The sequence below is a fragment of the Haloferax gibbonsii ATCC 33959 genome, from assembly GCF_000336775.1.
In the GTDB taxonomy this organism is placed as follows: domain Archaea; phylum Halobacteriota; class Halobacteria; order Halobacteriales; family Haloferacaceae; genus Haloferax; species Haloferax gibbonsii.
Window position 1 is genome coordinate 543,071 of the sequence record NZ_AOLJ01000011.1, and the last position, 25,973, is coordinate 569,043.

At 66.5% G+C, this 25,973-nt stretch carries 22 protein-coding genes and 1 tRNA gene; 5 read left to right on the top strand and 18 right to left on the bottom strand.

Annotated features, from left to right (window positions below; translation table 11 throughout):
- Positions 1-142 precede the first annotated feature (142 nt).
- On the top strand, positions 143-2,095 hold the full coding sequence (locus tag C454_RS05615) for a COG1361 S-layer family protein (protein ID WP_004973549.1): 1,953 nt from the start codon (positions 143-145) through the stop codon (positions 2,093-2,095).
- A 36-nt stretch (positions 2,096-2,131) separates the two neighbouring features.
- On the opposite strand, the gene uvrA is transcribed toward C454_RS05615, so the two are convergent.
- Positions 2,132-5,080 (bottom strand): excinuclease ABC subunit UvrA, encoded by a 2,949-nt coding sequence (gene uvrA, locus C454_RS05620; protein ID WP_004973551.1) that lies wholly within the window; start codon positions 5,078-5,080, stop codon positions 2,132-2,134.
- Between the two features lie 120 nt (positions 5,081-5,200).
- Positions 5,201-5,557 carry a cell division protein SepF gene (locus C454_RS05625; protein WP_004969075.1) on the bottom strand — a complete coding sequence of 119 codons (357 nt, stop codon included), beginning with the start codon at positions 5,555-5,557 and terminating at the stop codon, positions 5,201-5,203.
- Positions 5,558-5,776: 219 nt separating this feature from the next.
- Between C454_RS05625 and C454_RS05630 the strand changes: the two genes are divergently transcribed.
- Positions 5,777-6,463, top strand: coding sequence for a DUF1028 domain-containing protein (locus C454_RS05630; protein ID WP_004973554.1), 687 nt, complete (start codon positions 5,777-5,779; stop codon positions 6,461-6,463).
- Between the two features lie 46 nt (positions 6,464-6,509).
- Here the strand turns inward: C454_RS05630 and C454_RS05635 are convergent, their stop codons facing one another.
- Entirely contained in the window at positions 6,510-6,989 is a 480-nt protein-coding gene (locus C454_RS05635; RefSeq protein WP_004969073.1) for an RNA-binding protein, read from the bottom strand.
- 225 nt (positions 6,990-7,214) lie between these two features.
- On the opposite strand from C454_RS05635, the gene C454_RS05640 reads away from it, so the two are divergent.
- Together C454_RS05640 and C454_RS05645 are read left to right on the top strand one after the other, a co-directional pair.
- The gene (locus tag C454_RS05640; RefSeq protein WP_004973556.1) at positions 7,215-7,517 is read left to right on the top strand and encodes a DUF7562 family protein; all 303 of its coding nucleotides are present in this window, start codon (positions 7,215-7,217) and stop codon (positions 7,515-7,517) included.
- Positions 7,518-7,637: 120 nt separating this feature from the next.
- On the top strand, positions 7,638-8,957 hold the full coding sequence (locus C454_RS05645) for an RNB domain-containing ribonuclease (protein WP_004973558.1): 1,320 nt from the start codon (positions 7,638-7,640) through the stop codon (positions 8,955-8,957).
- Positions 8,958-9,071: 114 nt separating this feature from the next.
- Here the strand turns inward: C454_RS05645 and C454_RS05650 are convergent, their stop codons facing one another.
- The 8 genes from C454_RS05650 to C454_RS05685 all read right to left on the bottom strand — a co-directional run bounded on the left by C454_RS05650 (position 9,072) and on the right by C454_RS05685 (position 16,261).
- Positions 9,072-9,311: a DUF7385 family protein gene (locus tag C454_RS05650; protein ID WP_004065334.1), complete on the bottom strand. Its 240-nt coding sequence runs from the start codon at positions 9,309-9,311 to the stop codon at positions 9,072-9,074.
- A 66-nt stretch (positions 9,312-9,377) separates the two neighbouring features.
- Positions 9,378-9,752, bottom strand: coding sequence for a hypothetical protein (locus C454_RS05655; RefSeq protein WP_004973561.1), 375 nt, complete (start codon positions 9,750-9,752; stop codon positions 9,378-9,380).
- Positions 9,753-10,126: 374 nt separating this feature from the next.
- A tRNA-Ala gene (locus tag C454_RS05660) sits at positions 10,127-10,198 on the bottom strand.
- 252 nt (positions 10,199-10,450) lie between these two features.
- Positions 10,451-10,759 (bottom strand): 30S ribosomal protein S10, encoded by a 309-nt coding sequence (gene rpsJ, locus C454_RS05665; protein ID WP_004044563.1) that lies wholly within the window; start codon positions 10,757-10,759, stop codon positions 10,451-10,453.
- Positions 10,760-10,761: 2 nt separating this feature from the next.
- Positions 10,762-12,027, bottom strand: coding sequence for a translation elongation factor EF-1 subunit alpha (tuf, locus tag C454_RS05670; protein WP_004044564.1), 1,266 nt, complete (start codon positions 12,025-12,027; stop codon positions 10,762-10,764).
- Between the two features lie 190 nt (positions 12,028-12,217).
- The gene (locus tag C454_RS05675; RefSeq protein ID WP_004973563.1) at positions 12,218-13,171 is read right to left on the bottom strand and encodes a homoserine dehydrogenase; all 954 of its coding nucleotides are present in this window, start codon (positions 13,169-13,171) and stop codon (positions 12,218-12,220) included.
- Complete coding sequence (locus C454_RS05680; RefSeq protein ID WP_004973566.1) at positions 13,168-13,737, bottom strand: amino acid-binding protein; 570 nt, start codon at positions 13,735-13,737, stop codon at positions 13,168-13,170. The genes C454_RS05675 and C454_RS05680 overlap by 4 nt, the downstream gene beginning before the upstream one ends.
- 340 nt (positions 13,738-14,077) lie before the next feature.
- Positions 14,078-16,261: an elongation factor EF-2 gene (locus tag C454_RS05685; RefSeq protein ID WP_004973569.1), complete on the bottom strand. Its 2,184-nt coding sequence runs from the start codon at positions 16,259-16,261 to the stop codon at positions 14,078-14,080.
- A gap of 190 nt (positions 16,262-16,451) precedes the next feature.
- On the opposite strand from C454_RS05685, the gene C454_RS05690 reads away from it, so the two are divergent.
- On the top strand, positions 16,452-17,207 hold the full coding sequence (locus tag C454_RS05690; RefSeq protein WP_004973570.1) for a DUF5781 family protein: 756 nt from the start codon (positions 16,452-16,454) through the stop codon (positions 17,205-17,207).
- 105 nt (positions 17,208-17,312) lie between these two features.
- Here C454_RS05690 and C454_RS05695 read toward each other — a convergent pair whose 3' ends face one another.
- The 7 genes from C454_RS05695 to rpoB all read right to left on the bottom strand — a co-directional run bounded on the left by C454_RS05695 (position 17,313) and on the right by rpoB (position 25,972).
- The gene (locus C454_RS05695; protein WP_004973571.1) at positions 17,313-17,927 is read right to left on the bottom strand and encodes a 30S ribosomal protein S7; all 615 of its coding nucleotides are present in this window, start codon (positions 17,925-17,927) and stop codon (positions 17,313-17,315) included.
- Between the two features lie 2 nt (positions 17,928-17,929).
- Positions 17,930-18,358 (bottom strand): 30S ribosomal protein S12, encoded by a 429-nt coding sequence (locus C454_RS05700; protein WP_004044570.1) that lies wholly within the window; start codon positions 18,356-18,358, stop codon positions 17,930-17,932.
- Positions 18,359-18,583: 225 nt separating this feature from the next.
- The gene (locus tag C454_RS05705) at positions 18,584-19,477 is read right to left on the bottom strand and encodes a mechanosensitive ion channel family protein (RefSeq protein ID WP_004973574.1); all 894 of its coding nucleotides are present in this window, start codon (positions 19,475-19,477) and stop codon (positions 18,584-18,586) included.
- A gap of 54 nt (positions 19,478-19,531) precedes the next feature.
- Positions 19,532-19,951: a NusA-like transcription termination signal-binding factor gene (locus C454_RS05710; protein WP_004973575.1), complete on the bottom strand. Its 420-nt coding sequence runs from the start codon at positions 19,949-19,951 to the stop codon at positions 19,532-19,534.
- Positions 19,952-19,953: 2 nt separating this feature from the next.
- Complete coding sequence (gene rpoA2, locus C454_RS05715) at positions 19,954-21,213, bottom strand: DNA-directed RNA polymerase subunit A'' (RefSeq protein WP_004973577.1); 1,260 nt, start codon at positions 21,211-21,213, stop codon at positions 19,954-19,956.
- Entirely contained in the window at positions 21,206-24,130 is a 2,925-nt protein-coding gene (locus C454_RS05720) for a DNA-directed RNA polymerase subunit A' (RefSeq protein WP_004973579.1), read from the bottom strand. Before C454_RS05720 ends, rpoA2 begins: the two co-directional genes overlap by 8 nt.
- A gap of 12 nt (positions 24,131-24,142) precedes the next feature.
- Complete coding sequence (gene rpoB / locus C454_RS05725; protein WP_004973581.1) at positions 24,143-25,972, bottom strand: DNA-directed RNA polymerase subunit B; 1,830 nt, start codon at positions 25,970-25,972, stop codon at positions 24,143-24,145.
- Position 25,973 lies beyond the last annotated feature (1 nt).

The following is a 25,973-nucleotide window of genomic DNA, read 5'->3' on the forward strand; positions in this document are numbered from 1 at the left end:
ACCGACACGTAGGCGCGCTCCGGACGTATCCCTTGCGTGACGTTACCACCGACTGAGAGCCGAGCGTGTTGTTAAGCTTACATACCGCGTATCTAGCGCGACTGAAGCGGGCTCGCCCGCCGATCACGTCGTCCCTTACACCATGACTCGTCGTCCCCGGCGGGCGAGCGCGGCGCTCCTCGCCACGCTACTGGTCCTGTCCGCCCTCGCCGGCGCAACCGGGAGCGCCGCGGCCGCCAGCCGAGTGACCGGAAGTCCCGACCTCTCGATTATCGCGCCGGAGAACCGGCTCGTCGCCGGCACCGAGACCGCGGTCGAAGTGTTCGTCGTCAACAGCGGGACGGTCACCGACGACGGCCCCGAGGAGTACGAGGCGCTCGTGCAGACGGCCCGCGCGCTGACCATCCGCGGCGAGTCGAAGGGCCCCATCACCGTCGTCAGCGGCGAGATTCCCGTCGGGACCGTCCCAGAGGGCGTCTCCGGGCCGGCGTCGCTCCGCCTCCGGGTCGCCGAGGGGGCGCGTCCCGACACTTACGAGGTCCCCGTCGAGTTCACCTACGACTACACCGCCTCGGTGTACGTGGACGGCGAGACGGTCCGGACGACCCACCGGAGTCGGACCATCACGCGGACGCTCGAAGTCGTCGTGGAGCGCCGCCCCGCGTTCGCGGTCCGGACGGTCGACGCCGCCCTCGCGGTCGGCGACAGCGGGACCGTCGCGGTCGACATCGAGAACGTCGGCCCCGTCGGGGCCGCGGACGCGACGGTGACCGTCACCTCGACCGACCCGGAGATAACGTTCGGAAGCGGCGTCGCCTCCGCGGAGACGTTCGTCGGCGAGTGGGAGGAAGGTGCGACAGAGCGCGTCGAGTTCCGCGCCCGCGTCGCCGACGACGCCATCGTCCGCAACTACTCGGTCGAGTTGGCCGTGAGCTACCGCGACGAAGACGGCCAAGCGCGGACCTCGCGGTCGTTCGTCGCCGGGGTGCGCCCGACCCGCGGAGCCGACTTCGAACTCGCGGACGTGGACGCCGCGGTCGCCGTCGGCGACACCGGTACGCTGACGCTCGGACTCGTGAACGTCGGCGACGCGACGGCCGCGGCGACGACCGTCGGCGTCTCGTCCGCCGACTCCGAGGTGACGTTCGGGGCCGGCGCGCCCGCCGCGGAGGCCTACGTCGGCGCGTGGGAACCCGGCGAGACGAGGCGCGTGAGCTTCCGCGCCCGCGTCGCCGACGACGCGCTCGACCGGCCCTACTCGCTCGACGTGGCCGTCTCGTTCCGCAACCCCGGCGGCGACCGGAAGGTCCAGTCGCTCGTCGCCGGTCTCGACCCCGGAGCCGGCCCGGCGTTCGCCGTGACGGTCGAAGAGAGCACGCTCAGAGTCGGCGGCGTCGGCCGCGTCATCGGCACCGTCGAGAACGTCGGCGAGGGCGAGGCCCGCGACGTGGTGCTCCGCCTCGAATCCGAGGACGCGGCGCTGACGCCGACCGACCTCGACGTGACCGTCGGCACGCTCGCGCCCGGCGAGGCCGCCGAGTTCGAGTACGCCATCGGCCTCGCCGCGGGTTCGACGCCGGGGACGCGCCGACTCCCGTTCGTCGTCGAGTACCGACCGCCGGGCGACGAACTGCGCGCGGCCGACCGGACCGACGTGCTCGCGGCCGTGAGCACCGGCGACCCCGCCGTCGCGGTCGAACCGCGGAACGCGACGTTCGAAGTCGACTCGAACGGTCGGCTCGTTCTCGCGGTGACGAACACCGAGGCGACGCCGCAGACCGACGTGACGGTCAGACTCGTCGCCGAGGAGCCGCTTTCGAGCGAGGACGCCGTCGCGTTCGTCCCGCGGCTCGACGCCGGCGAGACGCGCCTCGTCGTCTTCGACCTCGAAGTGAGCGGCGACGCCGTCCCGAAGACGCAGGTCGTCGGCGTCGACGTGAGCTACGAGGACGACGCCGGCAGACAGCTCTCGACGGGCACCCAGCGGGTCGCCGTCGAGGTGGTCGAACCGGCGACGACGTTCCCCCTCTTCCCGGCGCTCGTCGTGGTTCTCGCGCTCGCTGGCGTCGGCTACTGGTGGTATCGGCGTCGCTGAGGGCACCGTCGGCGCTGAAGAAAAATCGGCGCGCGTTCAGTCGTCGTTCGCCACTTTCGCGGGCTTGCGACGGTCCGAGCGCGGGCCCTCTTCGTCCACGTCGGGGAGGTAGTCGCGGAGGTACCGACCCGTGTGGGAGTCGGGGTTCTCGGCGATTTCCTCGGGGGTGCCGCTGGCGACGACCGTGCCGCCGCCCGCGCCGCCCTCGGGACCGAGGTCGACGATGTGGTCGGCGTTCTTCACGAGGTCGAGTTCGTGTTCGACCACGAGGACGGTGTTGCCGTTGTCGACGAGGCGCTGGAGCACCTCGATGAGCTTCCGCTCGTCTTCCTTGTGGAGGCCGGTCGTCGGCTCGTCGAGCAGGTAGAGCGTGTCGCCGGTCTGCTTCTTGCCGAGTTCCTCGGCGAGCTTGACGCGCTGTGCCTCGCCGCCGGAGAGCGTGGTCGACGGCTGGCCGAGCTGCATGTAGCCGAGGCCCACGTCGTGGAGCAGTTGGAGGCGTCGGCGAATCTGCGAGTTCGCCTCGAAGAAGTCGAGCGCCTCGTCGACCTCCATGTCGAGCACGTCGGCGATGGTCTTGTCCTTGTACGTCACGTCGAGCGTCTCGGCGTTGTAGCGCGCGCCGTTACACTCCTCGCAGGGCACGTACACGTCCGAGAGGAAGTTCATCTCGATTTTGACGTTGCCCTGTCCCTTGCAGGCCTCACAGCGGCCGCCCTTGACGTTGAAGGAAAAGCGGCCCTTCTCGTAGCCGCGCTGTTTCGAGAGCTTCGTCTCGGCGAACAGTTCGCGGACGTAGTCGAAGACGCCGGTGTACGTCGCCGGGTTCGACCGCGGGGTGCGGCCGATGGGCGACTGGTCGATGAGCCGGACGGTCTCGATTTCGTCGTAGCCCTCGATGGCGTCGTGCTCGCCGGGGTCGACGGAGGTGTTGTCGTTCATCCGCCGGGCGAGTCCCTTGTAGAGAATCTCGTGCATCAGGGTGGACTTGCCCGACCCCGAGACGCCGGTGACGGCCGTGAACGTCCCGAGGGGAATCGGCACGTCGAGGTCGTCGAGGTTGTGCTGGCGCGCGCCGCGGACGACGAGTTCGCCGTCGCCCTCGCGCCGCGCGTCGGGCACGTCGATGTCCTTGCGGCCCGAGAGGTAGTCGGCCGTGATGGAGTCGTCGGCCGCGACGATATCGTCGAAGTCGCCCTGCGCGACGACCTCGCCGCCGCGCTTGCCCGGGCCGGGGCCCATGTCGATAATCTCGTCGGCCCGGCGCATCGTCTCCTCGTCGTGTTCGACGACGATGAGCGTGTTACCGAGGTCGCGGAGGCCTTCGAGCGTGTTGAGCAGTTTGTCGTTGTCGCGCTGGTGGAGGCCGATAGACGGCTCGTCGAGGACGTAGAGGACGCCCACGAGGCCGGAGCCGACCTGCGTGGCGAGGCGGATGCGCTGGGACTCGCCGCCCGAGAGCGTGGCGGCCTCGCGGTCCAAGGTGAGGTATTCGAGGCCGACCTCGGTCATGAAACCGAGGCGGGCGCGAATCTCCTTGAGAATCTCCTGTGCGATGGTGCGGTCGCGCTCCGAGAGGTCGGCTTCGAGGCCCTCGAAGTGTTCGAGCGCGCCCGCGATGGTCATGCGGTTGACCTCGGGGAGCGTCGTGCCGCCGACGCGAACGTGGCGGGACTGCTCTTTGAGCCGCGAGCCGTTGCAGTCGGGGCAGGTCGTGACGGCCATGAACTCCTCGATGTGGTCGCGCGTCCGGTCGGAGTCGGTCTCGACGTGGCGGCGTTCGAGGTTGCCGACGACGCCCTCGAAGGGGTGTTCCTTGTGGCGCGTGCCGTTCTTCGTCGTCCACTCGAACACCACGTCCTCGGAGGTCCCGAACAGGAAGGCGTCCTGCACCTCGTCGGAAAGCTCCTCGAACGGCGTGTCCACGCTGACCCCGAAGTGGTCGGCGACGTTGTCGAGCTGGCGGCGGTAGTACGTCCGGTTGTAGCTCCACGGCTCGAAGACGTGCTTGAGCGGCTTCGACGGCTCGGTGACGACGAGGTCGGGGTCGACCTCCTTCGCCTTGCCGAGGCCCTCGCACTCCGGGCAGGCCCCGTGGGGGCTGTTGAACGAGAACGACCGCGTCTCGATTTCCGAAAAGCGGAACGACGAGTTCGGGTTGCCGAGTTCCTCAGAGAACTCGACGACGAGGCGGTCATCGCCCTCGCCCGCGAGCGACCCGGTCGAACGGGTGTTGGACGCGAAGGGGAGGTCCTCGGGCGGGTCGGGGACGATGAGTTTGAGGACGCCGCCGGCCTCTTCGAGGGCGGTCTCGACGGAGTCGGCGATGCGCGAGCGCGCCTCGGGCGCGACCTTCACGCGGTCGACGACCACGTCGATGGTGTGGTCGTAGTTCTTGTCGAGCTCGGGCGTCTCGAACGAGAGGTCGAACTCCTCGCCGTCGACTTCGACGCGGGCGTAGCCCTCGGAGACGAGGTCCGAAAACAGGTCCTTGAACTCGCCTTTCTGGTCGCGGACGACCGGCGCGACGACCTTCGCGCGGGTGCCCTCGGGGAGTTCGAGAATCTGGTCGACCATGTCCTGTGCGGACTGCTCGCCGACCTCCTCGCCCGTGATGGGGTCGTACTGGGTGCCCACGCGGGCGTACAAGAGGCGGAGGTAGTCGTGGAGTTCGGTGACGGTCCCGACGGTCGACCGGGGGTTGTTGGCCCCGTTCTTCTGGTCGATGGAGATGGCGGGCGAGAGGCCCTCGACGGCCTCGACTTTCGGCTTGTCCATCTGGCCGAGGAAGTTCCGCGCGTAGGCCGAAAGCGACTCGATGTACCGCCGCTGACCCTCCGCGTAGACGGTGTCGAACGCGAGGGAGGACTTGCCTGACCCCGACAGGCCGGTGACGACGGTAAACGTCTCGCGGGGGATGCGAACGTCGAGGTTCTTGAGGTTGTGCTCTTCGGCACCGCGAACCTCGATGTAGTCCTTGCTCATTCGGACGACTCTAGGAACGAGAGGACCGAATAGGCATCGGTTCGGGCCGTTCGAGCCGCATCGCTCGCGTCGGCGACTCGGGGAGAAATCGGAGCGTAAGCGGGGTGTCGTCCGCCGGCGTCAGCCGTTGAGCTTCTGCCGCGAGATGGAGATGCCCGTCGGCGTGATGACGATCTGGTCGTCGCCCTTCTGGACGATGTCGCCGTCCACCTCGCGCGCGACCTGCCGGAGGTCGTCGATGATGTGTTCCATCGTGTTGTCGGAGGTCGTGTGGCGGGTGATGTCCGCGATGACCAGATTGCCGTCGTAGACGGCGTCTTTGATGGCGATAACGTCCTGCTGGCCGCCGATTTCGGCGATGTGAACCGAGAGGCCGGCGTCGCCGCGAGCGGTGTCGAAGTCGTCGAGGTCGAGTTCGACGTAGTCCTCGGTCGTTCGGGAACCACCACCACCGAGAATCTTACTCATGATACCCATAGGACGTAGAGAGGCCACAACGGGGTTAGTTCTTACGTCAGACGATTGTCTCTCACCAGACATGTCTGGGCGCTGAGACGGGGCGAATCGACGGCAGTACGGCCACAGGAGGGTAGTGCCGCGGGAGGCGACGACGCCGGCGGACGCCCGACGTGTGCGCCATCCGCGTCGTTTCGCCGGGTGTTTTTACCTCGCGGCGCGCGGGAGCAGACGAACACGATGACCTTCAGCATCTGCGTCCGCGAGTCGTACGTCGACGACGGCGGCGACGACCAGCACCGCTTCGGCGTCGCCGTGACGACCCGCCTGCCGGGCGTCGGGGCCCTCTGTCCGTTTGCAAGTGAACACGGCGCGGTCGCGACACAGGCGCTGACGAACGTCGAACTCGGGGAGAAGGGCATGGACTACCTCGAAGACGGCCTCGCCGTCGACGACGCCCTACAGGCGCTGTTGAACGCCGACGACGGCCGGGCGGAGCGACAGCTCCACGGCGTCGGCTCCGAGACGACGTTCGCCTTCACCGGCGACGACTGCCTCGGCTGGGCGGGCCACCGCGAGGGCGACGACTACACGGTCGCTGGCAACCTGCTCACGGGCGCGGCAGTCGTCGAAGCCGCCGCCGACGCCTACGAGCGAAGCGTCGACGGCGACAGCGACGAGCCGCTCGCGAAGCGGCTCATCGACGCGCTCGGCGCGGGACACGCCGCGGGCGGCGACAAGCGCGACGACCTCGACGTCCAGAGCGCGGCCGTCGTCGTGACCACGACCGAGGACCGCGAGATGGAGCCGTACTACAACGACCTCCGGGTCGACGCGACGGAGACGCCGCTTCGGGACCTGCGGGAGACGTTTTCGATGGCGCGAGAGGGGTACGAGGCGGCGCTGGAGAAGTACGCCGAAGAGTAGCCGACGCGGCCGAGAGCCGCGCGCGCCGGGGCAAGAAACAGTCGGCTCAGACGGAGAACTCGAAGAGGTCGTCGCCGACGTGGTGGATGGACTCGACGACCTTGCCGGAGTCGCCGACGAGGTCCGCCCCGTCTTCGAGCGCGCGACCCACGGCGAGCACCTTGCCGTGGGTCTCCTCGGCGATGACGACGAGGTCGCCCGCCTCGATGGTGTCGTCCGCCTCGGTGATGCCGGGGCGCATCACGTCGGCCCCGCTGGAGACGAACGAGACCGCGCCCGCGTCGACCGTGACGACGTTCGTCGTCGGCGGGAACTGGTTCGCGCCCTTGACCGTGAGAAACGGCTGGTCGTCGACGTACATGACCGCCGGCTCGCCGTCGACGAGGACGACCTCGTAGTCGGCGTCGGCGAACTCGACCGCCTCGAACGCGTCGCCGTCGAGGGCGACGCCGAGGGACGATTCGATGGAATCACACAGGGCGTCGATTTCGTCGCTTCGGAGGTGGTGGCGAGACTTGACCTTCATACCGGGTCGTGGACGCTCACGGCCGATAAATCGACCGCTCCGCATCGAGTGTCGGCGACGACTCCGGGGGCCGGTCGAACGCGAGTCGACCCGAGCCAATCCAAAACCAACCCGAAGCAACCCGAAGCAACCCGAAGCAACCCGAACCGAACCGCGTCGGCGTCTGACGCGCGTCAGACTGTGACAGGATAAACTGCTAAGTACGATTGGGTCCACTCCAACGATATGTGGCGCTCCCGGACGAACCGGGACCGGAAACGTGTCGTGTGCATCGCATGCGGTGACGCGGTCCTCCGGTCGGCGGCGCGCGAGTACGACAAAGAGGGGAACCGCTGGGAACGGCACGGCAAGCGGTTCGAACACCTCTGTAAGTCCTGTTATCGGGGGCTCTGTCACCAGCCCCGCGAGGAGCTCGAAGGCCTCCTCATCGACATCGAAGAACACGGCATCACCAACGAGGAGTTCCTGCTTCGCTACTTCGACGCGGTCAAAGAGCGGTACGAATCTCCCGGCGAGCGCGGCCGCTGAGGTCGCTTTCCTTGGCCCGCCGCCGGGGCGCGCGCGAGCGTGCTCACGAGTGACGTCGTTTCCCTCTCGTCGCGGCTCGTGCCCGACACTCATTTCTCCCTGCCCCGTCTAGTCGGGGCTATGTCAGACGACGCGCAGGCGTACGCCGGGACCGCCGAAGGGCAAGGACCGGTGGAGATAGACGCCGAACTCGCGCGACACCTCCAGAACAAGCGCGAGGACCTGTTCGAGGAGTTCGAGATTCGAGACAAGTTCCCGCCGGAAGTCCTCTCGGAGGCGCGTGCGCGCACCGACGGCGTCCACGAGGAGATCGAAGACGAGTTGGAACACCGCAAGGACCTCCGAGACCTCACGACGTGGACGACAGACCCCGTCGACGCCCAGGACTTCGACGACGCCCTGAGCATCCGCGAGAACGAGGAGACGTACACGCTGTGGGTCCACATCGCCGACGTGACCCACTACGTCCACCCCGGTTCGGAGATGTGGGCCGAGGCCGTCAAGCGCGGCAACACCGTCTACCTCCCCGCCTACACCATCCACATGCTCCCGCCGGCGCTGGCCGAGACGGTCTGTTCTCTCGTCCCCGAGGAGGACCGACTCGCCCACACCGTCGAGATGGAGATCAAGAAGGACACGCTCTCGTTCGAGTCTATCGACATCTACAAGTCCGTCATCCACTCCAACGAACGGCTCACCTACACGCAGTGTGAAAACCGGCTGGAAGACCCCGACCTCCCCCTCCACGAGGAGAACGCGCTGGTCTTCGACCTCGCCGACCAACTCCACGAACAGCGCAAGGAAGACGGCTCGCTCGTTCTCAACCCGAGCCGCGACCGCGCCCACACCATCATCGAGGAGTGCATGCTGAAGGCGAACAAGGCCGTCACGCACGAACTCATGTGGAACCGCGGCGTCGAGGCGATGTACCGCGTCCACCCGCAACCCACTCCCGACCAGTGGGACAAGGCGCTCCGCGAAATCACCGAACTCGACGGCGTGAGCATCCAGTCCACGTCGTGGGACGAGCCCCGGAAGGCCGTCAACGACGCCTTGGAGAGCGCGAACTCCCGCACGCTGAACAAGATTCAGCGCGCCGTGCTGAAGGTCATGCCCCGCGCGAAGTACATGAACGACCCCTTCGGCGGCCACTACGCGCTCAACTTCGACATCTACGGCCACTTCACCTCGCCCATCCGGCGGCTGTCGGACCTCATCAACCACTGGATCGTCCACGAGAACGACGTGCCCGAAGACCTCGTCGAGCTCTGCGACCGCGCCTCCGACCGTCAGAAGGACGCCGAGACGGCCGAGCGGCTCTACAAGCAGTTCCTCCAAGAAGTCGGCTTGGACCCCTACGCGGTCAACAACCGCGGCATCGTCACCGTCGACGACGACGGCGAGGTCATCGACGAAAACGGCCTCCCGCCGCGCGAATAACCGGGCATAACCGGGCGGTCGTCCTCGTCGCCCGCGGCCGGGAGACGAACGCGAGACCACGGGCTCAGTCAGCGACGTACCGAAGCGACCGAAAGGCGCTCACCGCCGCGGCCCTTACTCCTCTTGTTTGTGCGTGAACAGCAGCACGTCGCCGTCGTGCTGGGTCACACAGAGGTCGAGCATCATGCTCAGTTCGAGACTGTTGTAGTCGTTTTCGCAGACGACCAAGTCGTCGAACGGTTTCTCACAGGCCGGACAGGCGATGGAGACGGTGTTCTGGTAGGTGGTGACGCCGCCGCTCGACTCGTAGGGCGTGAGGGACGACCGGAGTTCGTCGAGTTCCTCGTCGTTCATGGACGTGTTGTGCGCGCGGCGTGCGTATAATTCTTCACGGTCGGACACCGGTTACGGTCTGACGACTCACGAGTGCCCGGCGTCGTCCAACCCGCAGGCCCACCGGAAGTGCGGGTGAACCCACGACAGCCCCGCGGCGTTGGCTTCGACCCACGACGACGGGTCGCTCAGCCGACGCGACAGCACCGTCGCGCGCTCCTCGTGAGTTCCCTCCCGGTCGAACGGTATCAGTTCGAGCGTCCGCGACGCGGGATTGAAAAAGACCGCCCGCTCGGTGTCCTCGTCGAGTCCGACCAGCCGCGAGCCGTTGGCGTCCTTCTGGAGGAGCGCCTGCGCCATGCGGTGTTGGTGGACTCCCCGGCGCGTCTCGCGGAGCTTCGAGACGATGGCTCGAAAGAGGGCCGTCGGGTCCGACGGGGGTTCGCCTCGTCGTGTTTCCATACCGACGCCCTCGGAGCGAGACGGTAAGAGAGTCCGCCATGAGCGGAGTGAAAGTGTCGGGTTCGGCGGAAGTGAAGGCGTGTCAGCGAGCCAAGCTCGACGACCGAGTCACGTTGGGTGGCGTCGCGAAAATGGGAGCGGACTCGCGGGGTCCCCACGAACGAAGCGAGTGGGGGCAAGCGAGTCTATTGACTGACGGAACGAAGTGACGGAAGGAAATGGACTCGCGGGGATATTGAACTCACTCGCAACGCTCCGCGTTGCTCGCTGCTCAAATCCCCGCTCGAACAGGCACGATTACACTCGACACCGACGTGACTCGCAGGGCTCCTGACGGAGCCACTGCTCGAAGGCGTGGTGTCGAGAGAAAGTAGTGGACTCGCGGGGATTTGAACCCCGGGCCTCTTCCTTGCGAAGGAAGCGATCTGCCACTGATCTACGAGCCCTCATTCCCACGGAGTCGTGGGATACACTTATACCCTATGTTTTGTCCGCGGTCGGGCATGCGATAGCATCCCGTTCCGTCGGGTGATTCTACGGGCGTCTGCTCGCGTGTCGAACGGAAGTGAGATGACACGCGCCTTAGCGCTGAAAGTCAGCTCGGAGGCAGAGTCCTCCGGACGCGCGCCTCGACAACCGCGAGTGTGACGGGCGGGCCGTCACGAACGGGCGATCCGGGAGTCCGGACAGCGCCGTCGTTAGTCTTCGAGGACGATCTCGATGCTGACGTCGTTCGGAACCTGAACGCGCATCAGCTGGCGCAGAGCGCGTTCGTCAGCGTCGAGGTCGATGAGACGCTTGTGGACGCGCATCTCCCAGTGCTCCCACGTCGCCGTCCCCTCGCCGTCAGGCGATTTGCGGGCGGGGACTTCGAGCGTCTTCGTGGGCAGCGGGATCGGCCCGCTGAGGTTGACGCCCGTCTTGTTCGCGATCTCGCGGACGTCGTCGCAGATATCGTCGAGGTCTTCCGGACTCGTGCCGGCGAGCCGAACGCGTGCCTGTTGCATCGTTATCGCTCGTTGACTTCGAGCACTTTGCCGGCCGCGATGGTCTGACCCATGTCACGGACAGCGAAGCTGCCGAGCTCCGGAATCTCGGAGGACGGCTCGATGCTGAGCGGCTTCTGCGGACGGACGGTCACGATGGCGGCGTCGCCGGACTTGATGAAGTCCGGGTTCTCCTCAGCAACCTCGCCCGACGCGGGGTCGAGCTTCTGGTCGATCGACTCGATGGTACACGCGACCTGCGCCGTGTGGGCGTGGAAGACCGGCGTGTAGCCAGCGGTGATGACCGAGGGGTGCTGCATGACGACGACCTGCGCCTTGAACGTCTCGGCGACCTTCGGCGGGTCGTCAGCCGGGCCACAGACGTCGCCGCGGCGGATGTCGTCCTTGCCGACGCCACGAACGTTGAAACCAACGTTGTCGCCAGGTCCGGCCTGGTCGACTTCCTCGTGGTGCATCTCGACGGTCTTGACCTCGCCGCCGACGTCAGAGGGCTGGAAGCTCACGTTGTCGCCGGGGTTGAGGGTACCCGTCTCGATACGGCCGACCGGGACCGTACCGATGCCGGAGATGGTGTAGACGTCCTGGATGGGCAGGCGCAGCGGCGCGTCCGTCGGCGGCTGCGGTGCCGGCAGGTTGTTGAGCGCTTCGAGGAGGATGTCGCCGTCGTACCACGACGTGTTGTCGGAGCGCTCGGCGATGTTGTCGCCCTCGAAGGCCGAAATCGGGACGTAGGTCGCGTCGTCGGAGTTGAAGCGGACCTGCTTGAGGAGCTTGTTGACCTGCTCCTTGACGTCCTTGTACTTGTCTTCGCTGTAGTCGACGACGTCCATCTTGTTGACCGCGATGATGAGTTCGCCGATGCCCAGGGTGCGGGCGAGGAAGACGTGCTCGCGGGTCTGAGGCGCGACACCGTCGTCGGCGGCGACGACGAGGACCGCGTTGTCAGCCTGCGAGGCACCGGTGATCATGTTCTTGACGAAGTCGCGGTGGCCAGGACAGTCGACGATGGTGAAGTAGAACTCGTCCGTGTCGAACTCCTGGTGGGCGATGTCGATGGTGACACCGCGCTCGCGCTCTTCGGCGAGGTTGTCCATGACGTAGGCGAATTCGAATCCGCCCTTGCCCTTCTCCTCGGCTTCCTCTCGGTGCTGCTCGATGACGTGCTCCGGGACGGAGCCGGTCTCGAACAGGAGTCGGCCGACGAGCGTACTCTTACCGTGGTCGACGTGGCCGATGATGGCCAGATTCTGGTGGGGTTTGTCGCTCATTGGTGTGTTCACGCGCTAAGGCGCTCTGTGGGGAATGTTTTTGCTGAAACCCCTAAAACGATTTCGATACGCGCTACGGGCCGTCTAACCGCCGTACTGCGATTTGCGGAACCATACCATGGTCCCGGAAACGGCGTGTCCGGTGGATACCGACAGTCGAAAGAAACAGGGGTACGGGCCGCCTGTGCCGCTATTCGAGGCGTGAAACGTCGGACAGGACGGCGGTCGCCGTCTCGGGACCGCCCGCTCCGCGGCCGCTGATATTCAGTTGACCCGCGTGTTTGGTCTCCAACTGGACGATGTTCTGCGTGCCCGTGACCGACAGCGCGGAGCCCTGTGGAATCAGCCGCGGAGCGACGCGGACCCCGTCGGCCGTCGCCTCGCCGATGAGGCGGACCGTCCGACCGTCCTCGGCGGCGAGGTCGAGCGCCGTTCCCGGCACGTTGCGGATGCCCTCGACCTCGGCGTCGTCGAGCGCGTACTCGGTCTCGCCGTCGGAGAGGACGTTCGCGAGGATGACGAACTTCAGCGCGGCGTCGATGCCGTCGACGTCGAACGTCGGGTCCGCCTCGGCGACGCCGAGGTCCTGGGCCTCCGCGAGCACGTGCTCGTAGTCGAGCCCCTCGGCGGCCATCCGCGAGAGGATGAAGTTCGCCGTCCCGTTCAGCACGCCGCGAGCGGCGGTCACGTGGGGCGCACCGAGGTCCGAGATGGTCGAGAGGACGGGAATCGCGCCGCCGACGGCGGCCTCGAACTGGACGGTCCCCTCGCTTTCGGCTTCGAGCGCGCGCAGGTCGGCGTAGCGTTCCGCGACCGGACCCTTGTTCGCGAGCACGACGTGGCGGTCGTCCGCCAGCGCCCGCTCGACGTGCGAAAAGCCGGGCTCGGCGTCACCGAGCGTCGTCGGCGTCGCCTCCACCAACACGTCGTAGTCGGCGTCGAACACCGCCTCGGGGGCCGCCTCGCCGACCACGCCGTCGCGTTCCTTTCGGTCGTGGACCGCGCTCGGGTCGAGTCCGGCGGGGTCGACCGCGGAGGAAGACGAGTCCGCGAACGCGACGACGTCGTGACCGTAGTCGCCCGCGAGATCGAGAACCGAGCCGCCGACCGCGCCCGCGCCGAGCACGGCGAGTCTGAGGCTCATTGGGACCCCTCCGCGAGCGGTTCGACGACGTGCAGTCCCTTCTCGGCGGCGAGGTCGCGAACGACCGACAGCGTCTCGTCGACGCGGCCGGAGCGGACCGCGAGTCGGAGTCGGGCGCTCGACGCCTCGTCGGTCCCCTCGCGGGCGGACAGCGACAGGTCCTGCAGGGTCGCGTCCGCCGAGGACTCGATGCGGTGGAGCGTGTCCGAGAGGTCGGAATCGACGATGTCGCCGACGAGGATGACCATTACCTCCTCACCGAAGTGCTCCGCGCCGGCGCGGATGACGTTGACGCCGGCCTCGCGGAGCGCCTCGACGATTCGCTCGAAGCGGTCGGGCGGGCATTCGAGGTCGACCTCCACGGGGATGTGCCCCCGGGGAGTCAGACTCCCGCGTTCGTGGAAGATGGAAAGCAGGTTACCGCCGTTGTCGGAGATGGGCTTGAGCGCGGCTAAAAGCTGTCCGGGCTCGTCGACGAGTTCGAGCCGAATCGTGTGCGGTTTCGGCATCTCGCCGCTCCCGTCGGTCTCGGCGTCGCTCCCGCCGTCGAGGTCCTGTGCGCTCATCGCCCCACCCCCGTGGGCCGTCCCGACGCTGTTGTCCGCGACGCGCGGTTCGGTCGTGGTTTCGCGTCGTCGCGCCAGGAGTCGAGAGACGTACCCTTACGCATACGTATCCGTGATTCGGCCACGTGGTATAAGCCTTCGCAGCCGACACGGTTTGCCGACGTCGACAGCGTGCTGGCATGTGTCACGGAGAGGTCGACCGCGACAGAGCGCTCGAAGACGGTCTCGGCCACCGGGAGACGACGCGGGAAGGCCGTCGGACGCGGCACGGTGGCGGGCCGACGGACCGGGGCCATCGCTGCCCGGGTGAAAAAACGAAAGAAGGCGCGAAGGTTCGCGCTTAGATGTAGTCGATAGCCTGCGAGAGCTCGAGCTTCATGCCCTTGCGCTCGCGGATCTCCATGATCTTCTCGCGCTGGAGGTTGTCCGAGAGCACGCGGAAGCCGGCGTTCTCCGTGTTCCAGGAGGCGCGACCTTCCGTGGCCGAACGGATGTCCGACGAGAAGCCGATCATCTCTTCGACGGGCGCGATGCCCTCGATGACCATGAGGTCACCTTCCTGGTACATGTCGTCGACGCGGCCGCGGCGACCCTGAATCTCGCCGGAGGCCGAGCCCATGTATTCGGAGGCAACGTCGATGCGGACGTTCTGGATGGGTTCGAGGAGCTTCACCTGACCCGCGATGAGCGAGCGGTGGACCGCGTCACGCGTCGCAGGGATGACCTGGGCGGGACCGCGGTGGATGGTGTCCTCGTGGAGTCGCGCGTCGTGGAGGCGCAGGAGCGTCCCCTGAACGGGCTCCGCGGCGAGCGGACCGTCGTCGAGCGCCTCTTCGAGACCCTCGATGACGAGTTCCATCGTCTCGTTGAGGTGCTGGATACCCTTCGTGTCGTCGATGAGGATGTTCGTCCCGTGGATGTGTTCGACGTTCTGGGACGTGTCCTTGTCCATGCCGGCTTCCTGGAGGGCCTCGCGGCGCTCCAGTTCGGGCATGTCCATCGAGATTTCGCCGAGCTTGATGGAGTCGACGATGTCCTGCGAGAGGGGTTCCGCCGTGATGTAGAACTTGTTGTGGCGGTTCGGGGAGACGCCCTCGACCTCGTGGGACTTGCCCTGGACCTGCTCGCGGTAGACGACAATCGGCTCACCGGTGCGGACCGGGATGCCCTGGTTGTCGCGGATACGCTGGGTGATGACTTCGAGGTGGAGCTCGCCCTGACCGGAGATGAGGTGCTCGCCCGTGTCCTCGTTAATCTCGATGCGGATGGTCGGGTCTTCCTTCGCGACCTGCTGGAGCGTCTGGATGAGCTTCGGCAGGTCGTCCATGCGCTCTGCCTCGACGGACTTCGTGATGACGGGCTCGGAGATGTGCTCGATGGACTCGAACGGCGTCATCTCGACGGAGGAGACGGTGGAACCGGCGATGGCGTCACGGAGACCCGTGACGGCCGCGATGTTCCCCGCGGGGACGCCGCGGTCGAGTTCCTCGCGCTCGCCGCCCATGAAGACACCGACGGACTGGACGCGGTTCTTGCCCGCGGTCCCGGAGACGTAGAGCTCCTGCCCCTTGCGGATGGTGCCGGAGAACAGGCGACCCGTCGCGATTTCGCCCGCGTGGGGGTCCATCGAGATGTCGGTCGCCATGAAGACGACTTCGCCGTCGTCGTCGACTTCGCGCATCTGGCGCGCGAGGTCGGACTCGGAGTCACCGCGCCAGACCGTCGGGATACGACGGGGCTGGGCGTCGAGCGGGTTGGGGAAGTGCTCCGCAACCATGTCGAGGACGACGTCCGAAAGCGGCGTGCGCTCGTGGAGTTCCTGGCGGTCGCCACCGCGCTCGAGTTCCATGATGTCGCCGAAGGAGATACCGGTCTCCTCCATCGACGGCATGGAGACGCCCCACTTGTAGAGGGCGGACCCGAAGGCGACGGTTCCGTCTTCGACGGAGACCGTCCAGTCGTAGTCCTTCTCCTCGGTCATCCCGCGGATGAGTTCGTTGACGTCGGAGATGACGTCGACGAGACGCTTCTGCATCTCCTCGGGACCTTCCTGCAGCTCGTTGATGAGGCGGTCGACCTTGTTGATGAAAAGCGCCGGCTTGACGCCCTCGCGGAGCGCCTGACGCAGGACCGTCTCGGTCTGCGGCATGGCACCCTCGACGGCGTCGACGACGACGAGCGCACCGTCGACGGCGCGCATCGCGCGCGTCACGTCGCCACCGAAGTCGACGTGGCCCGGCGTGTCGATGAGGTTGATGAGGTGGTTCTTGTCTTCCCATTCGTGGGTCATCGAGACGTTTGCGGCGTCGATGGTGATGCCGCGTTCCTGTTCGTCTTCCTTCGTGTCCATCGCGAGCTGCTGGCCGGCAGTCTCGTCAGAGATCATGCCCGCACCCGCGAGGAGGTTGTCGGAGAGGGTCGTCTTACCGTGGTCGACGTGAGCGGCGATGGCGATGTTCCGGATCTGCTCCGGCTTGTCCATCAGTTTCTCACATTCCTGGACGATCTTCTTTCGTCGGCCCATTATACAGGGGTCTACCGGCAGGAGGGTCAAAAGAGTAGTGTTTTTGCCGAGCGGATTTCCCATTTTCAGCCGTCCTACCGCCGGGGTATGAGCATTTTTGTCACGATAGGCGAGACTGTCCGCCGGACGCGAATCTCGGTGCCGGGGTCGGCGTAAGAGTCATGTCGATTGATAACATTTCTCAAGTCGAATGGACCTCCGAGTCGTCGGGGGCGCACCGGCAGACCCGTTCTTGAGCGCCGCCGACCTGTTCGAAACCGAGTTCGAGCTTTCGTACCCCGTGTACGTGCGCGTTCGCGATGATCCCGACTCCCGCACGTGGGCCGGCCACTATCAGGACCGCCACGTCCTCAACATCTCCCGACAGGCCGCCACCAGCGCGATGGCCCGCGAGCTCGCGCTCCACGAACTCTCACACATGGCCCGAAACGAAGAGGGGCACGTCTCGCACTACCAGTCCACGCGCGAGGCGGTCTTTCTCGCGCTCGCGGGGCGCACCGTCGAGCGCCGAAAGCTCGCGCACTGCTATCAAATCGCCAACCACTGCAAGGACATCTACGCCGACGACCTGACGCTGTCTGTCGCGCCCGCGGACAAGCTCGTCCAGTTCCTCGAGTCGCAACTGGCGGCGGCGCTCGCCGACCGACCGCAGGCGTCCGGCCGCCCCGGCTCCCGACTCGTCACCGCGGGTTCGGACCCCGAAATCACGGCCGTGAACGCCGCGTTCGCCCTCGCGCTCGTGGAGCGACACGACCTCGTCGAGTCCGACCACCGGCTGTACGACCTCGCTCACGCCGCGGGCGACGACGCGCCGTCGGTGTCTCTCGAGACGTTCAAAGAGCACTTCCGAACGCTCGCCGACGACCCCTCGAAAAGCGAGTACCGCCGGACGCTCGTCGACGTGGTGAAACACTACGTGGTCAATCCGGGGATGGCCGCCGACTGAGCGACGCGCGCCGGTCGCGAGGCGTCAGGCGAACGCTGTGGTCCCACGGGCCGACCGTACAGCGTCGTCACTCGGCGCAGTGAAAAACGAAAGAGAGTGGAGAGATTACCGGGCCGCTTCGGCGACGCGCTCTTTCTCCTCTTTCTGGGAGATAGCGTACGTCTGGACGTCGTAGTCGGCCGCGCCGATGAGCTGCTGTGCGAGCGCCTCGGCGGCGGTGGTCGTCGTCTTGTAGGAGCCGCTGAGCGTACCCTGCGCGATGAACTTCAGCGCCTCGTCGACGCGGCGCTGCGGGGCGACGTCGACGGCCTGCGGGACCGAGATACCGCCGTACTTGAGGCGGACGGTCTCCTCGCGGGGACCGGCGTTCTCGACCGCGCGGATGAGCACCTGCACGGGGTTCTCCTCGGTGCGCTCGTTGACGATTTCGAACGCTTCCTTGACGATTTTGCTCGTCTTCTGCTTGTGTCCCGTGTTGTCCTCGGTCTGCATCAGGCGGTTGATGAGCCGCTCGACGATGCTGATTTCGGACTTCTGGAACTGCTTCGAGGCGTGACGACCCATCGTGTGGGCGATGGGCGTCGCCTTGATGTACCGGCTCATGCTGGGGTCGGTGTACTCCATCTCGGAGACGTCCCAGACGCCGAACAGAAGCGCGTTCTCCTTTGCTTCCTCGCTGCTCGCGGGGGACTCGGGCTCGGGTGCGTCGCTTTCCGACATGGTTAGCGCACCGGCTTTTCAGCGTTCCCGCGGACGAGTTCGATCATCGAGACGCCGTTGACCTTCTCGACCTTGTAGTTGACACCCGAAAGGTCACCCATCGCGCGACCCTTCGCGCCGCCGATACCGGCGATGGTGACTTCGTCGTGTTCGTCGATGAACGAAATCGCGCCGTCACCGGGACAGAAGGCGGTGACCTGCTTTCCGTTCTTGATGAGCTGAACACGGACGCATTTCCGAATCGCCGAGTTCGGCTGCTTCGCTTCGATACCGACCTTCTCGAGGACGATGCCGCGACCCTGCGGAGCACCCTCGAGCGGGTCGGACTTCTTGCCGAGACCGCGCTCACGGCGCGCGTACTCAGAGTCGGACCAGCGGCGCTTCTGCCGGTCCTGCTTGAGCTTGCGCGCGGCGTATTTGCCGTTCGCCATAGTGAACAACAGTTCCAGATGGAGCTACTTAAGCCTCCCTTTTCGAATCCGACGAGACGGCTTCAGGAGCGATTAGCGACCCCTAAGGAGGAATCTGAGGTCGTTTCTCCGATTCGAACGACGCCCCCTCCGCGGCGAAGAGGGACTAAACCGCCCGGAGATGGTGTCGTTTCGTCCACCCGTGCGAACGACACGCACGCGGGGTGACGCGCCCGTCTGACCGGGTCACTCGCCGCCGCGCTCCCCGACGAGGTCCACGTCGAGGCGGCCGCTGACCTCCCGGCCCGACGCCGGGCCCAGCGTCAGCCCCTCCTCGTCGAACCGCCGCTTGACTCGACGCCGGTACTGCGAGCGAACGTCGACGAGACTCACGTCCATCGGCGATTCGACCCAGAACTCCGCCTGCAGGCCGATCGAACTCCCGGCGAACTCGAGGATGCGCGCGGTCGGCTCCGGGTCGTCGAGCACGCGGTCGTCCTCCCGCGCCGTCTCGACGAGTTCGCGGAGCGCCAACTCCGTGTCGTCGGCGTACGCGACGTCGACGCGCTCGGTGATTCGGTACCGCTCTCGGCCGTACGGGCGGGTGAGCGCGTTCGTCGTGAGTTCCGTGTTCGGCACGGAGATAGTCTCGTTATTCACCGTCCGCACGCGCGTGACCCGGAAGTCGACCGCCTCGACGACGCCCTCGCCGCCGGGCCACGATATCCAGTCGCCGACGTTGAAGTCCGGGTCGGCCACGAGAAAGAGGCCGCTGATGAGCGCGCCGATGACCTCCTGCCCGGCGACGCCGACGACGAGCGTCAGCGCCGCGACGATGAGCGCGGTGTCGGTCAGCACCGACGCGTAGCCCGCGCCGACGACGCCCGCGAGCGTTGCGAGCGCGATGACGAACGCGTGCGCGTAGGTCTCCGTCGCCGACTGCAGCGTCGGGTTGTTCCGGTTCCGGGCGCTGACGAGCCTGGTCACGCCCGGGACGACGAGGAGCCGACCGACGAGATAGACCACGACCGCCGCGGCGGCGAACCCCACGGTCGCGCTCGCGAGCTCCTCGTACTCGGCGAATCCCGTCGGGTCGAGTTGTCCGACCGCGACTCCGACAGACTGTCGTATCGGCGACATGCGTAGCTCGCCGTTCGGTGAGGACAAAAACGTGTGGTCGAGTCGACCGCCGCCCTACGTCAACTGGATGTCGTCGATGTCGTAGTGACGACGCGCCAGCTCGCGCGCGGTGTCGATGGTCTTTCCGCTCGCGCCGATGGCGACGCCGCGGTCGGCTTCGGCGACCTCGACGTACGCGACGGTGTCGTTCTGCCGCGAGAGAGTCACGTGTCGGACGGCCGCCGGCGCGAGCGCGCTCGCGACGAACGCCTCCGGCGTGTCGGCGTCCTCGACCAGTTCGACCGACCGACCGAGTTGTCGCTCGACCGACTGGACGGTCCGCCCGCCGGGGCCGATAGCCGTCGCCATGTCGCCCGCGGCGACGAGGAAGACGACGCGGTCCTCGAACACGAGGCAGTCGTGGGCGGTCGCCTCCGTCTCCTCCTCGAAGAGGGCGATGAAGCGCCGGGCCGTATCCGACAGCGTAACTTTCATCGTCAGTCGTCAGACGGTTCGGGTGCCGCGTTGGCGTCCGCGTCCTCGACGTCGAGCGAGCCCATGCGGAGGTCCACGTCGCCGGTGCCGATCGCAATCGGCTTGCCGACGATGACGTTCTCGATGACGCCGTCGAGGTCGTCTTCCTCGCCGTGGATGGCGGCGTCGAGAAGGTGGTTGACCGTGACCTCGAACGCGGCGCGGGCGAGGACGGAGTCCTTCGACCCGGAGATGCCGTGACGACCGATGGACTCGATGGTCCCGTCGTTCGTCATGATGTCCGCGACGAGCATCAGGTGGCGGATGTTCACGTCGTCGAGACCCTGCTCGCGGAGCGTGTTCATCGTCTCGTCGATGATGGCCTCGCGGGCGGCCTCGATGCCGAGTTGCTTGTGCACCTCGTGGATGTTGTTCGAGGTGGTCCGGGAGGCGTCGACGCCCTCGATGGCGAGCGCGTCGCCGAACGCCGAACCCTCGGTGTAGAGGACGAACTCCTCTTCGTCGGTGTCCTCGTTGTTCTCCTTGCGGATGACGACGCGGGAGACCTCCTCGATGCCCTTGAACACGATGTCGCGAAGCTCCTCGACGAGTTGGAGGAGTCGGCGGTAACTCGGGCTCTCGGGACCGAACTCGATGAGCGTCCCCTCGCGGCGGGTCTTGATACCGAGCGCGTCCTCGATGGTCTCCGCGATTTCGCTCGCGACGACGCCCTCGTCGTCGTAGGTCGGCCAGCGTTCGAGGAGCGTCTCGTCGTTGAGGTTGATCTGGACGACCATGTCGGCGACGTTCGTCGAGATGTCGCCGAGCGCCAGAATCTTCGTGGACTCGATGTTCCAGACGACCTGGTGGGCGAGTTCGCGGTTGTTCGCGTACTCGTCTTCGAGGTACACGGTCATCATCGGCGTGTCGGGGGTCTTCCGCGCGTCCACCAGTTCGATGAGGCGCGGCAGCCCCTGCGTGACGTCGATTTCGGCGACGCCCGCGTAGTGGAACGTGTTCATCGTCATCTGCGTCCCCGGCTCACCGATGGACTGCGCCGAGACCGTCCCGACGGGGTCGAGCGGGTCGACGCGGGTGTCGAGGTAGCGCGCCTCGACGGCCTGCGCGATTTCGCCGGCCTGTTCGAACGAGACGCCCTCGCGCTCTTCGATGGTCTGGTAGATGCGGTCCTTCAGGCGTCGAGACAGCTCTTTGGACTCGACGACGTCGACGATGGCGTCGTCGACGAACTCGTAGTCGGCGGTTGCGTCGTGTTCAGTCATCGGATTCGACCCCCGCACGGGCGTCGACACGCGGTTCGGCGTGCTCGGAGAGGTTGGTCGGCGGTTCGCGCTCGCCGAGGAAGCGTTCCTTCTCCTCGGCGGAGCTGAACTCCGAGGTGAGGATTCGGTCGGCGATGTTCTCGACGTCGATCGGCGTCTCGTCGTCGGACGAGACCTTCACCGGGCTCGTGCCGTCTTCGCCGAACTCGAACTGGACGATGGTCCCCGACGTGTCGCGGACGGAGCCGTCGTACTGCGCTTCGAGTTCGGAGAGGGCGTTGATGAGCCGACGCTGCAGGTACCCGGACTTCGAGGTCCGGACTGCCGTGTCGACCAGCCCTTCGCGGCCACCCATCGCGTGGAAGAAGAACTCACGCGGCGTGAGGCCGGCGCGGTAGGAGTTCTCGACGAAGCCGTGGGCCTCGGCCGAGAGGTCGCCTTTCTGGTAGTGGCTCAGGGTGCGACCCTCGTAGCCGCGGTTGATGCGCTCGCCCCGAACCGCCTGCTGGCCGACGCAGCCGGCCATCTGGGTCAGGTTGAGCATGGACGCACGCGCGCCGGACTTCGACATCACGACCGCGGGGTTGTCCTCCTCGAAGTGGTCCTCCGCGATTTCACCGGCGGAGTCACGCGCCTTGCCGAGGCGCTGCATGATCTTCATCTCCAGGGTCTCGTCGACGGAGCGGCCCGGCAGGGACTCGAGTTCGCCCGCCTCGTAGATTTCGATGAGTTCCTGAATCTTGTCGTAGGCGGCGTCGATGGCCTCGTCGACCTGCGCCGTCGCCTCGTCCGGGATGGACTCGTCGTCGATACCGATGGAGAGCCCGAAGTGCATGATGGCGCGCATCGCGAGCGAGGCGATCTCGTTGATGAAGATGCGCGAGCGCGTCTTCGAGTAGTCCTTGGCGAGGGCGTCGACGATTTCGCCGCCGAACGCGCCGACGGCGTCCTCGTCGATGGTGCCCTGAGTGAGCTGGCCGTCCTCGATGGTGACCGTGTCGCCGACCTTCGAAGTGAACTCCATGTTCAGGTCGTCGGGCAGGAGTTCGGAGAAGATCTGCTGGCCGGTCCAGTAGGGCTGGCCGTCCTCGTTTTCGCCCGCGGGCTCGGGCAGGGTGTCCACGCGCGTCGCGCGGAGCAGGTCGAGCGCCTGCGTCTCGACGAACTCGGGGTTGTCGTGGGTGAGCAGGTAGGTGCCCGAGATGTGGTCCTGAATCGCGCCGATGATGTTCTCACCGAAGCGCGGCGAGAGAATCTGCTCTTGGACGCGCATGAGGACGCGCGCCTCGGCACGGGCCTCCTCGTTCTGGAGGGCGTGCATGTTCATCTCGTCGCCGTCGAAGTCGGCGTTGTACGGCGGACAGACGACGGTGTTCAGGCGGAACGTCTTGTACGGCATCACGACGACTTCGTGCGCCATGATGGACATCCGGTGCAGCGACGGCTGTCGGTTGAAGATGACGATGTCGCCGTCGACGAGGTGGCGGTTGACCTCCCAGCCGAGTTCGACCTTCTCCGCGAGTTCCTCGCAGTTCTTTTCGGTCACCTTCAGGCGGCGGCCGTCCGGACGGCGGACGTAGTTCGCGCCGGGGTGGCTCTCGGGTCCGTTACGGACGTACTGGCGAGCCTCGTCGATGTTGCGCTCGGTGACGTTCATCGTCTGGGTCATCTCGGACGCGACGCGGTCCGGGACGCCGACCTCGTTGAGCGACAGGGTCGGGTCCGGCGAGATGACGGTACGAGCCGAGAAGTTGACGCGCTTGCCGGACAGGGAGCCGCGGAAGCGACCCTCCTTACCCTTCAGGCGCTGGCTGAGCGTCTTCAGCGGGCGGCCGGAGCGGTGCCGCGCCGGCGGCGTGCCCGAAATCTCGTTGTCGATGAACGTGGTGACGTGGTACTGAAGCAGCTCCCACAGGTCCTCGATAATCAGCTGCGGGGCACCCGCCTCGCGGTTCTCCATGAACCGCTGGTTGATGCGGATGATGTCCACGAGCTTGTGGGTCAGGTCGTCCTCGGAGCGCTGGCCGTTGTCCAGCGTGATAGAGGGACGCGCCGTGACCGGCGGGACGGGGAGGACGGTCAGAATCATCCACTCGGGGCGCGACCGGTCGGGGTCGATGCCGAGCGTGATGAGGTCCTCGTCCGGGATGTCCTCGAACCAGTCGCGGATGTCCGAGGGCATCAGCTTGTTCATGTCCTCTTCCGTGAGGTCGAGGTCGAGCGCCTTCTCAAGCGCCTTGCGGTCGTCGCCGACCGGGCGGAACTCGCCGGCGAGCACCTGGTTGACGCGCTCGGCGTCGAGGCCGGTCTCGTTAGCGAGGGTGACGGGGTCGACGCCCTCGTCGTCCTCGTCGTCGGGGTCGGGCTGCATCGCTTCGGCGATGCGCTCGGAGTAGTCCCCGGCGAGCACGTTCTGGACCTCGTAGTAGGTCGTCGGCTTCTCGTGTTTGATGTCGTGCTGCGGCGAGCCGCAGTGGGGACAGCGGTGGGCCTTGCGGGCCTGCCGGACCGCCGACTTCATCACGTCGCTCCAGTCGTCGCCGAGTTCCTTCGTGCGACCGAGCTTGTCGCGGTACTCGTCTGCTTCCTCGTCCGTGAGCGAGAGGCGACCGCACTCGCGGCACGTCGAGCGGAGCAGGCGGCGGATGAGCTTCGTGAAGCCGACGTGGATGACGGGCGCGGCCAGTTCGATGTGGCCGAAGTGCCCGTTACACGACCCGGAGTGCTGGCCGCAGGTGCGGCACTGCAGGCCGGGGTCGATGACGCCCAGCCGCGGGTCCATGAGACCCATGTCGATTGGGTAGCCGTCGTCGTCGTAGGTGTCCGCGGTGATGACCTTCGTCGCGGACATGTCTCGGTACGTCTCCGGGTCCATCAACCCGAACTGGATGCTGCCGATTTCTTTGGGTGTCTGCATTGACATGAGTGGTTAGACCGCGTCCTTCAGTTCGATTCGCGGCCGGACGCCGAGCGCGACCATCTCGTCGAGGAGCAGCTTGAACGCGTAGCTGATCTCGATCTCGTGGATGTTGTCCTCGTCGCCGGTGACCGGGTCGTAGATGCGGCGCTGGTCGCGGTCCTCGACGGCGACCATGCCGGTGTCGGCGGAGATGTAGACCTTCTCCTTGTCGGAGGAGTCGAGCAGGCGCTCCTGGAGCACCATCGCGGCACCGTGGCCGATGACGGTGTCGCGCTCCATCTCCCCGAGACGGAGGCCACCCTCGCGGGCGCGCCCCTCCGTCGGCTGGCGGGTGAGCACCTGCACGGGACCGCGCGAGCGGGCGTGCAGCTTGTTGCTCACCATGTGGTACAGCTTGTGGTAGAAGATGATGCCGACGAAGATTTCGGCCTCGATCTTCTCGCCGGTGACGCCGGAGTACATGACCTCCTTGCCGGAGGACATGAAGCCGCGCTCTTCGAGCGCCGAGCGGAGCTCCTCTTCGTTTTCGCCCTGGAAGGCGGTGCCGTCGACGCGGCGGCCTTCGAGCGCACCGACCTTGCCGCCGAGCATCTCCAGCACGTGGCCGACCGTCATCCGCGACGGCAGGGCGTGCGGGTTAAGCACGAGGTCGGGAACGACGCCATCCGCGGTGAACGGCATGTCCTCCTGGGGTGCCAGGTGGCCCACGACGCCCTTCTGTCCGTGGCGGGACGCGAACTTGTCGCCGAGTTCCGGAACGCGCTGGTCGCGGACGGACACCTTGGCGAGCTTCGAGCCGTCTTCGCCCTCCATGAGCGTGACCGTGTCCACGACGCCGGACTCGCCCGAGCGCATCGTGACGGAGGTCTCGCGGCGCTTCTGCGGCGAGAGCCCCGCCATGTCGTCGGGTTCCTCGAGGAACCGCGGCGGCGAGGTCTTGCCGAGCAGCACGGAGTTCTCGTCGACGACCGTCTCGGGGTTGACGAGGCCGTCCTCGTCGAGGTGCGAGTAGGCGTCTTCACCGCGCGCGCCGCGCACGTCCTGCGACGGAATCTCGAAGCGGTCTTCCTGACCGCCGGGGTAGCGGCGCTCTTCGCCCTCGTAGGTGCGGAAGAAGTGCGAGCGGGCGAGGGCGCGTTCGACGGAGCCCTTGTTCATGACGAGCGCGTCCTCGATGTTGAAGCCCTCGTAGGACATGACGGCCACGACGAAGTTCTGGGCCGCGGGTCGCTCGTCGAACCCGATCTGCTCCGTGGTCTGCGTCTTGACCATCGAGAGCTGCGGGTAGTGCATGAGGTGCTGACGGGTGTCCGGGCGGATGCGGTAGTTCGCCGCGGGCAGCCCGAGGGACTGCTTCATCATCCCTGCACCCATCGTAATGCGGGGCGAGGCGTTGTGCTCCGGGTACGGAATCATCCCGGCACCGATGCCGAAGATGAGCTGCGGGTCGATTTCGAGGTGCGTGTGGTCCTCGTTGAGTTCGTCCTCGTCGACCGCGACGTAGATGTCTTCTTCCTCCTCGGCGTCGATGAACTCGACGAGTCCGCGCTCGACGAGGTCGTCGAAGTCGAGGTCGTTGTTGTCGAGCGCCTCGACGTGGTCGTCGTCGAGGAGCGGCTCACCGTCTTCGACGACGATGAGCGGACGGCGGGCGCGGCCCGCGTCGGCGTTGATGATGACTTCGCGGGTGCGCTCTTTGACGGAGACGTTCACCATCTGGCTCACGTCGCCGCGGCGGCGCGCCTCTCGGATCTGTGCCGCGAGTTGGTTGGGGTCCGGGTGGGTCCCGACGAGACTACCGTTGACGTATACTTTCGCTTCTCGCTGTGCCTGAGCCATG

Excerpts from the sequence above, each read along its gene's own strand:
- C454_RS05650 (WP_004065334.1), bottom strand. The coding sequence starts at position 9,311 with ATGAACGACGAGGAACTCGACGAACTCCGGTCGTCCCTCACGCCCTAC.
- C454_RS05640 (WP_004973556.1), top strand. The coding sequence starts at position 7,215 with ATGTGGCGCTCCCGGACGAACCGGGACCGGAAACGTGTCGTGTGCATC.
- rpoB (WP_004973581.1), bottom strand. The coding sequence starts at position 25,972 with ATGGCTCAGGCACAGCGAGAAGCGAAAGTATACGTCAACGGTAGTCTC.
- C454_RS05680 (WP_004973566.1), bottom strand. The coding sequence starts at position 13,737 with ATGAGCGCACAGGACCTCGACGGCGGGAGCGACGCCGAGACCGACGGG.
- C454_RS05655 (WP_004973561.1), bottom strand. The coding sequence starts at position 9,752 with ATGGAAACACGACGAGGCGAACCCCCGTCGGACCCGACGGCCCTCTTT.
- C454_RS05625 (WP_004969075.1), bottom strand. The coding sequence starts at position 5,557 with ATGGGTATCATGAGTAAGATTCTCGGTGGTGGTGGTTCCCGAACGACC.
- C454_RS05635 (WP_004969073.1), bottom strand. The coding sequence starts at position 6,989 with ATGAAGGTCAAGTCTCGCCACCACCTCCGAAGCGACGAAATCGACGCC.
- rpoA2 (WP_004973577.1), bottom strand. The coding sequence starts at position 21,213 with ATGACTGAACACGACGCAACCGCCGACTACGAGTTCGTCGACGACGCC.
- C454_RS05675 (WP_004973563.1), bottom strand. The coding sequence starts at position 13,171 with ATGAGCCTCAGACTCGCCGTGCTCGGCGCGGGCGCGGTCGGCGGCTCG.
- tuf (WP_004044564.1), bottom strand. The coding sequence starts at position 12,027 with ATGAGCGACAAACCCCACCAGAATCTGGCCATCATCGGCCACGTCGAC.
- C454_RS05645 (WP_004973558.1), top strand. The coding sequence starts at position 7,638 with ATGTCAGACGACGCGCAGGCGTACGCCGGGACCGCCGAAGGGCAAGGA.
- C454_RS05685 (WP_004973569.1), bottom strand. The coding sequence starts at position 16,261 with ATGGGCCGACGAAAGAAGATCGTCCAGGAATGTGAGAAACTGATGGAC.
- C454_RS05700 (WP_004044570.1), bottom strand. The coding sequence starts at position 18,358 with ATGGCGAACGGCAAATACGCCGCGCGCAAGCTCAAGCAGGACCGGCAG.
- C454_RS05630 (WP_004973554.1), top strand. The coding sequence starts at position 5,777 with ATGACCTTCAGCATCTGCGTCCGCGAGTCGTACGTCGACGACGGCGGC.
- C454_RS05615 (WP_004973549.1), top strand. The coding sequence starts at position 143 with ATGACTCGTCGTCCCCGGCGGGCGAGCGCGGCGCTCCTCGCCACGCTA.
- C454_RS05720 (WP_004973579.1), bottom strand. The coding sequence starts at position 24,130 with ATGCAGACACCCAAAGAAATCGGCAGCATCCAGTTCGGGTTGATGGAC.
- C454_RS05710 (WP_004973575.1), bottom strand. The coding sequence starts at position 19,951 with ATGAAAGTTACGCTGTCGGATACGGCCCGGCGCTTCATCGCCCTCTTC.
- C454_RS05695 (WP_004973571.1), bottom strand. The coding sequence starts at position 17,927 with ATGTCGGAAAGCGACGCACCCGAGCCCGAGTCCCCCGCGAGCAGCGAG.
- rpsJ (WP_004044563.1), bottom strand. The coding sequence starts at position 10,759 with ATGCAACAGGCACGCGTTCGGCTCGCCGGCACGAGTCCGGAAGACCTC.
- C454_RS05705 (WP_004973574.1), bottom strand. The coding sequence starts at position 19,477 with ATGTCGCCGATACGACAGTCTGTCGGAGTCGCGGTCGGACAACTCGAC.
- uvrA (WP_004973551.1), bottom strand. The coding sequence starts at position 5,080 with ATGAGCAAGGACTACATCGAGGTTCGCGGTGCCGAAGAGCACAACCTC.
- C454_RS05690 (WP_004973570.1), top strand. The coding sequence starts at position 16,452 with ATGGACCTCCGAGTCGTCGGGGGCGCACCGGCAGACCCGTTCTTGAGC.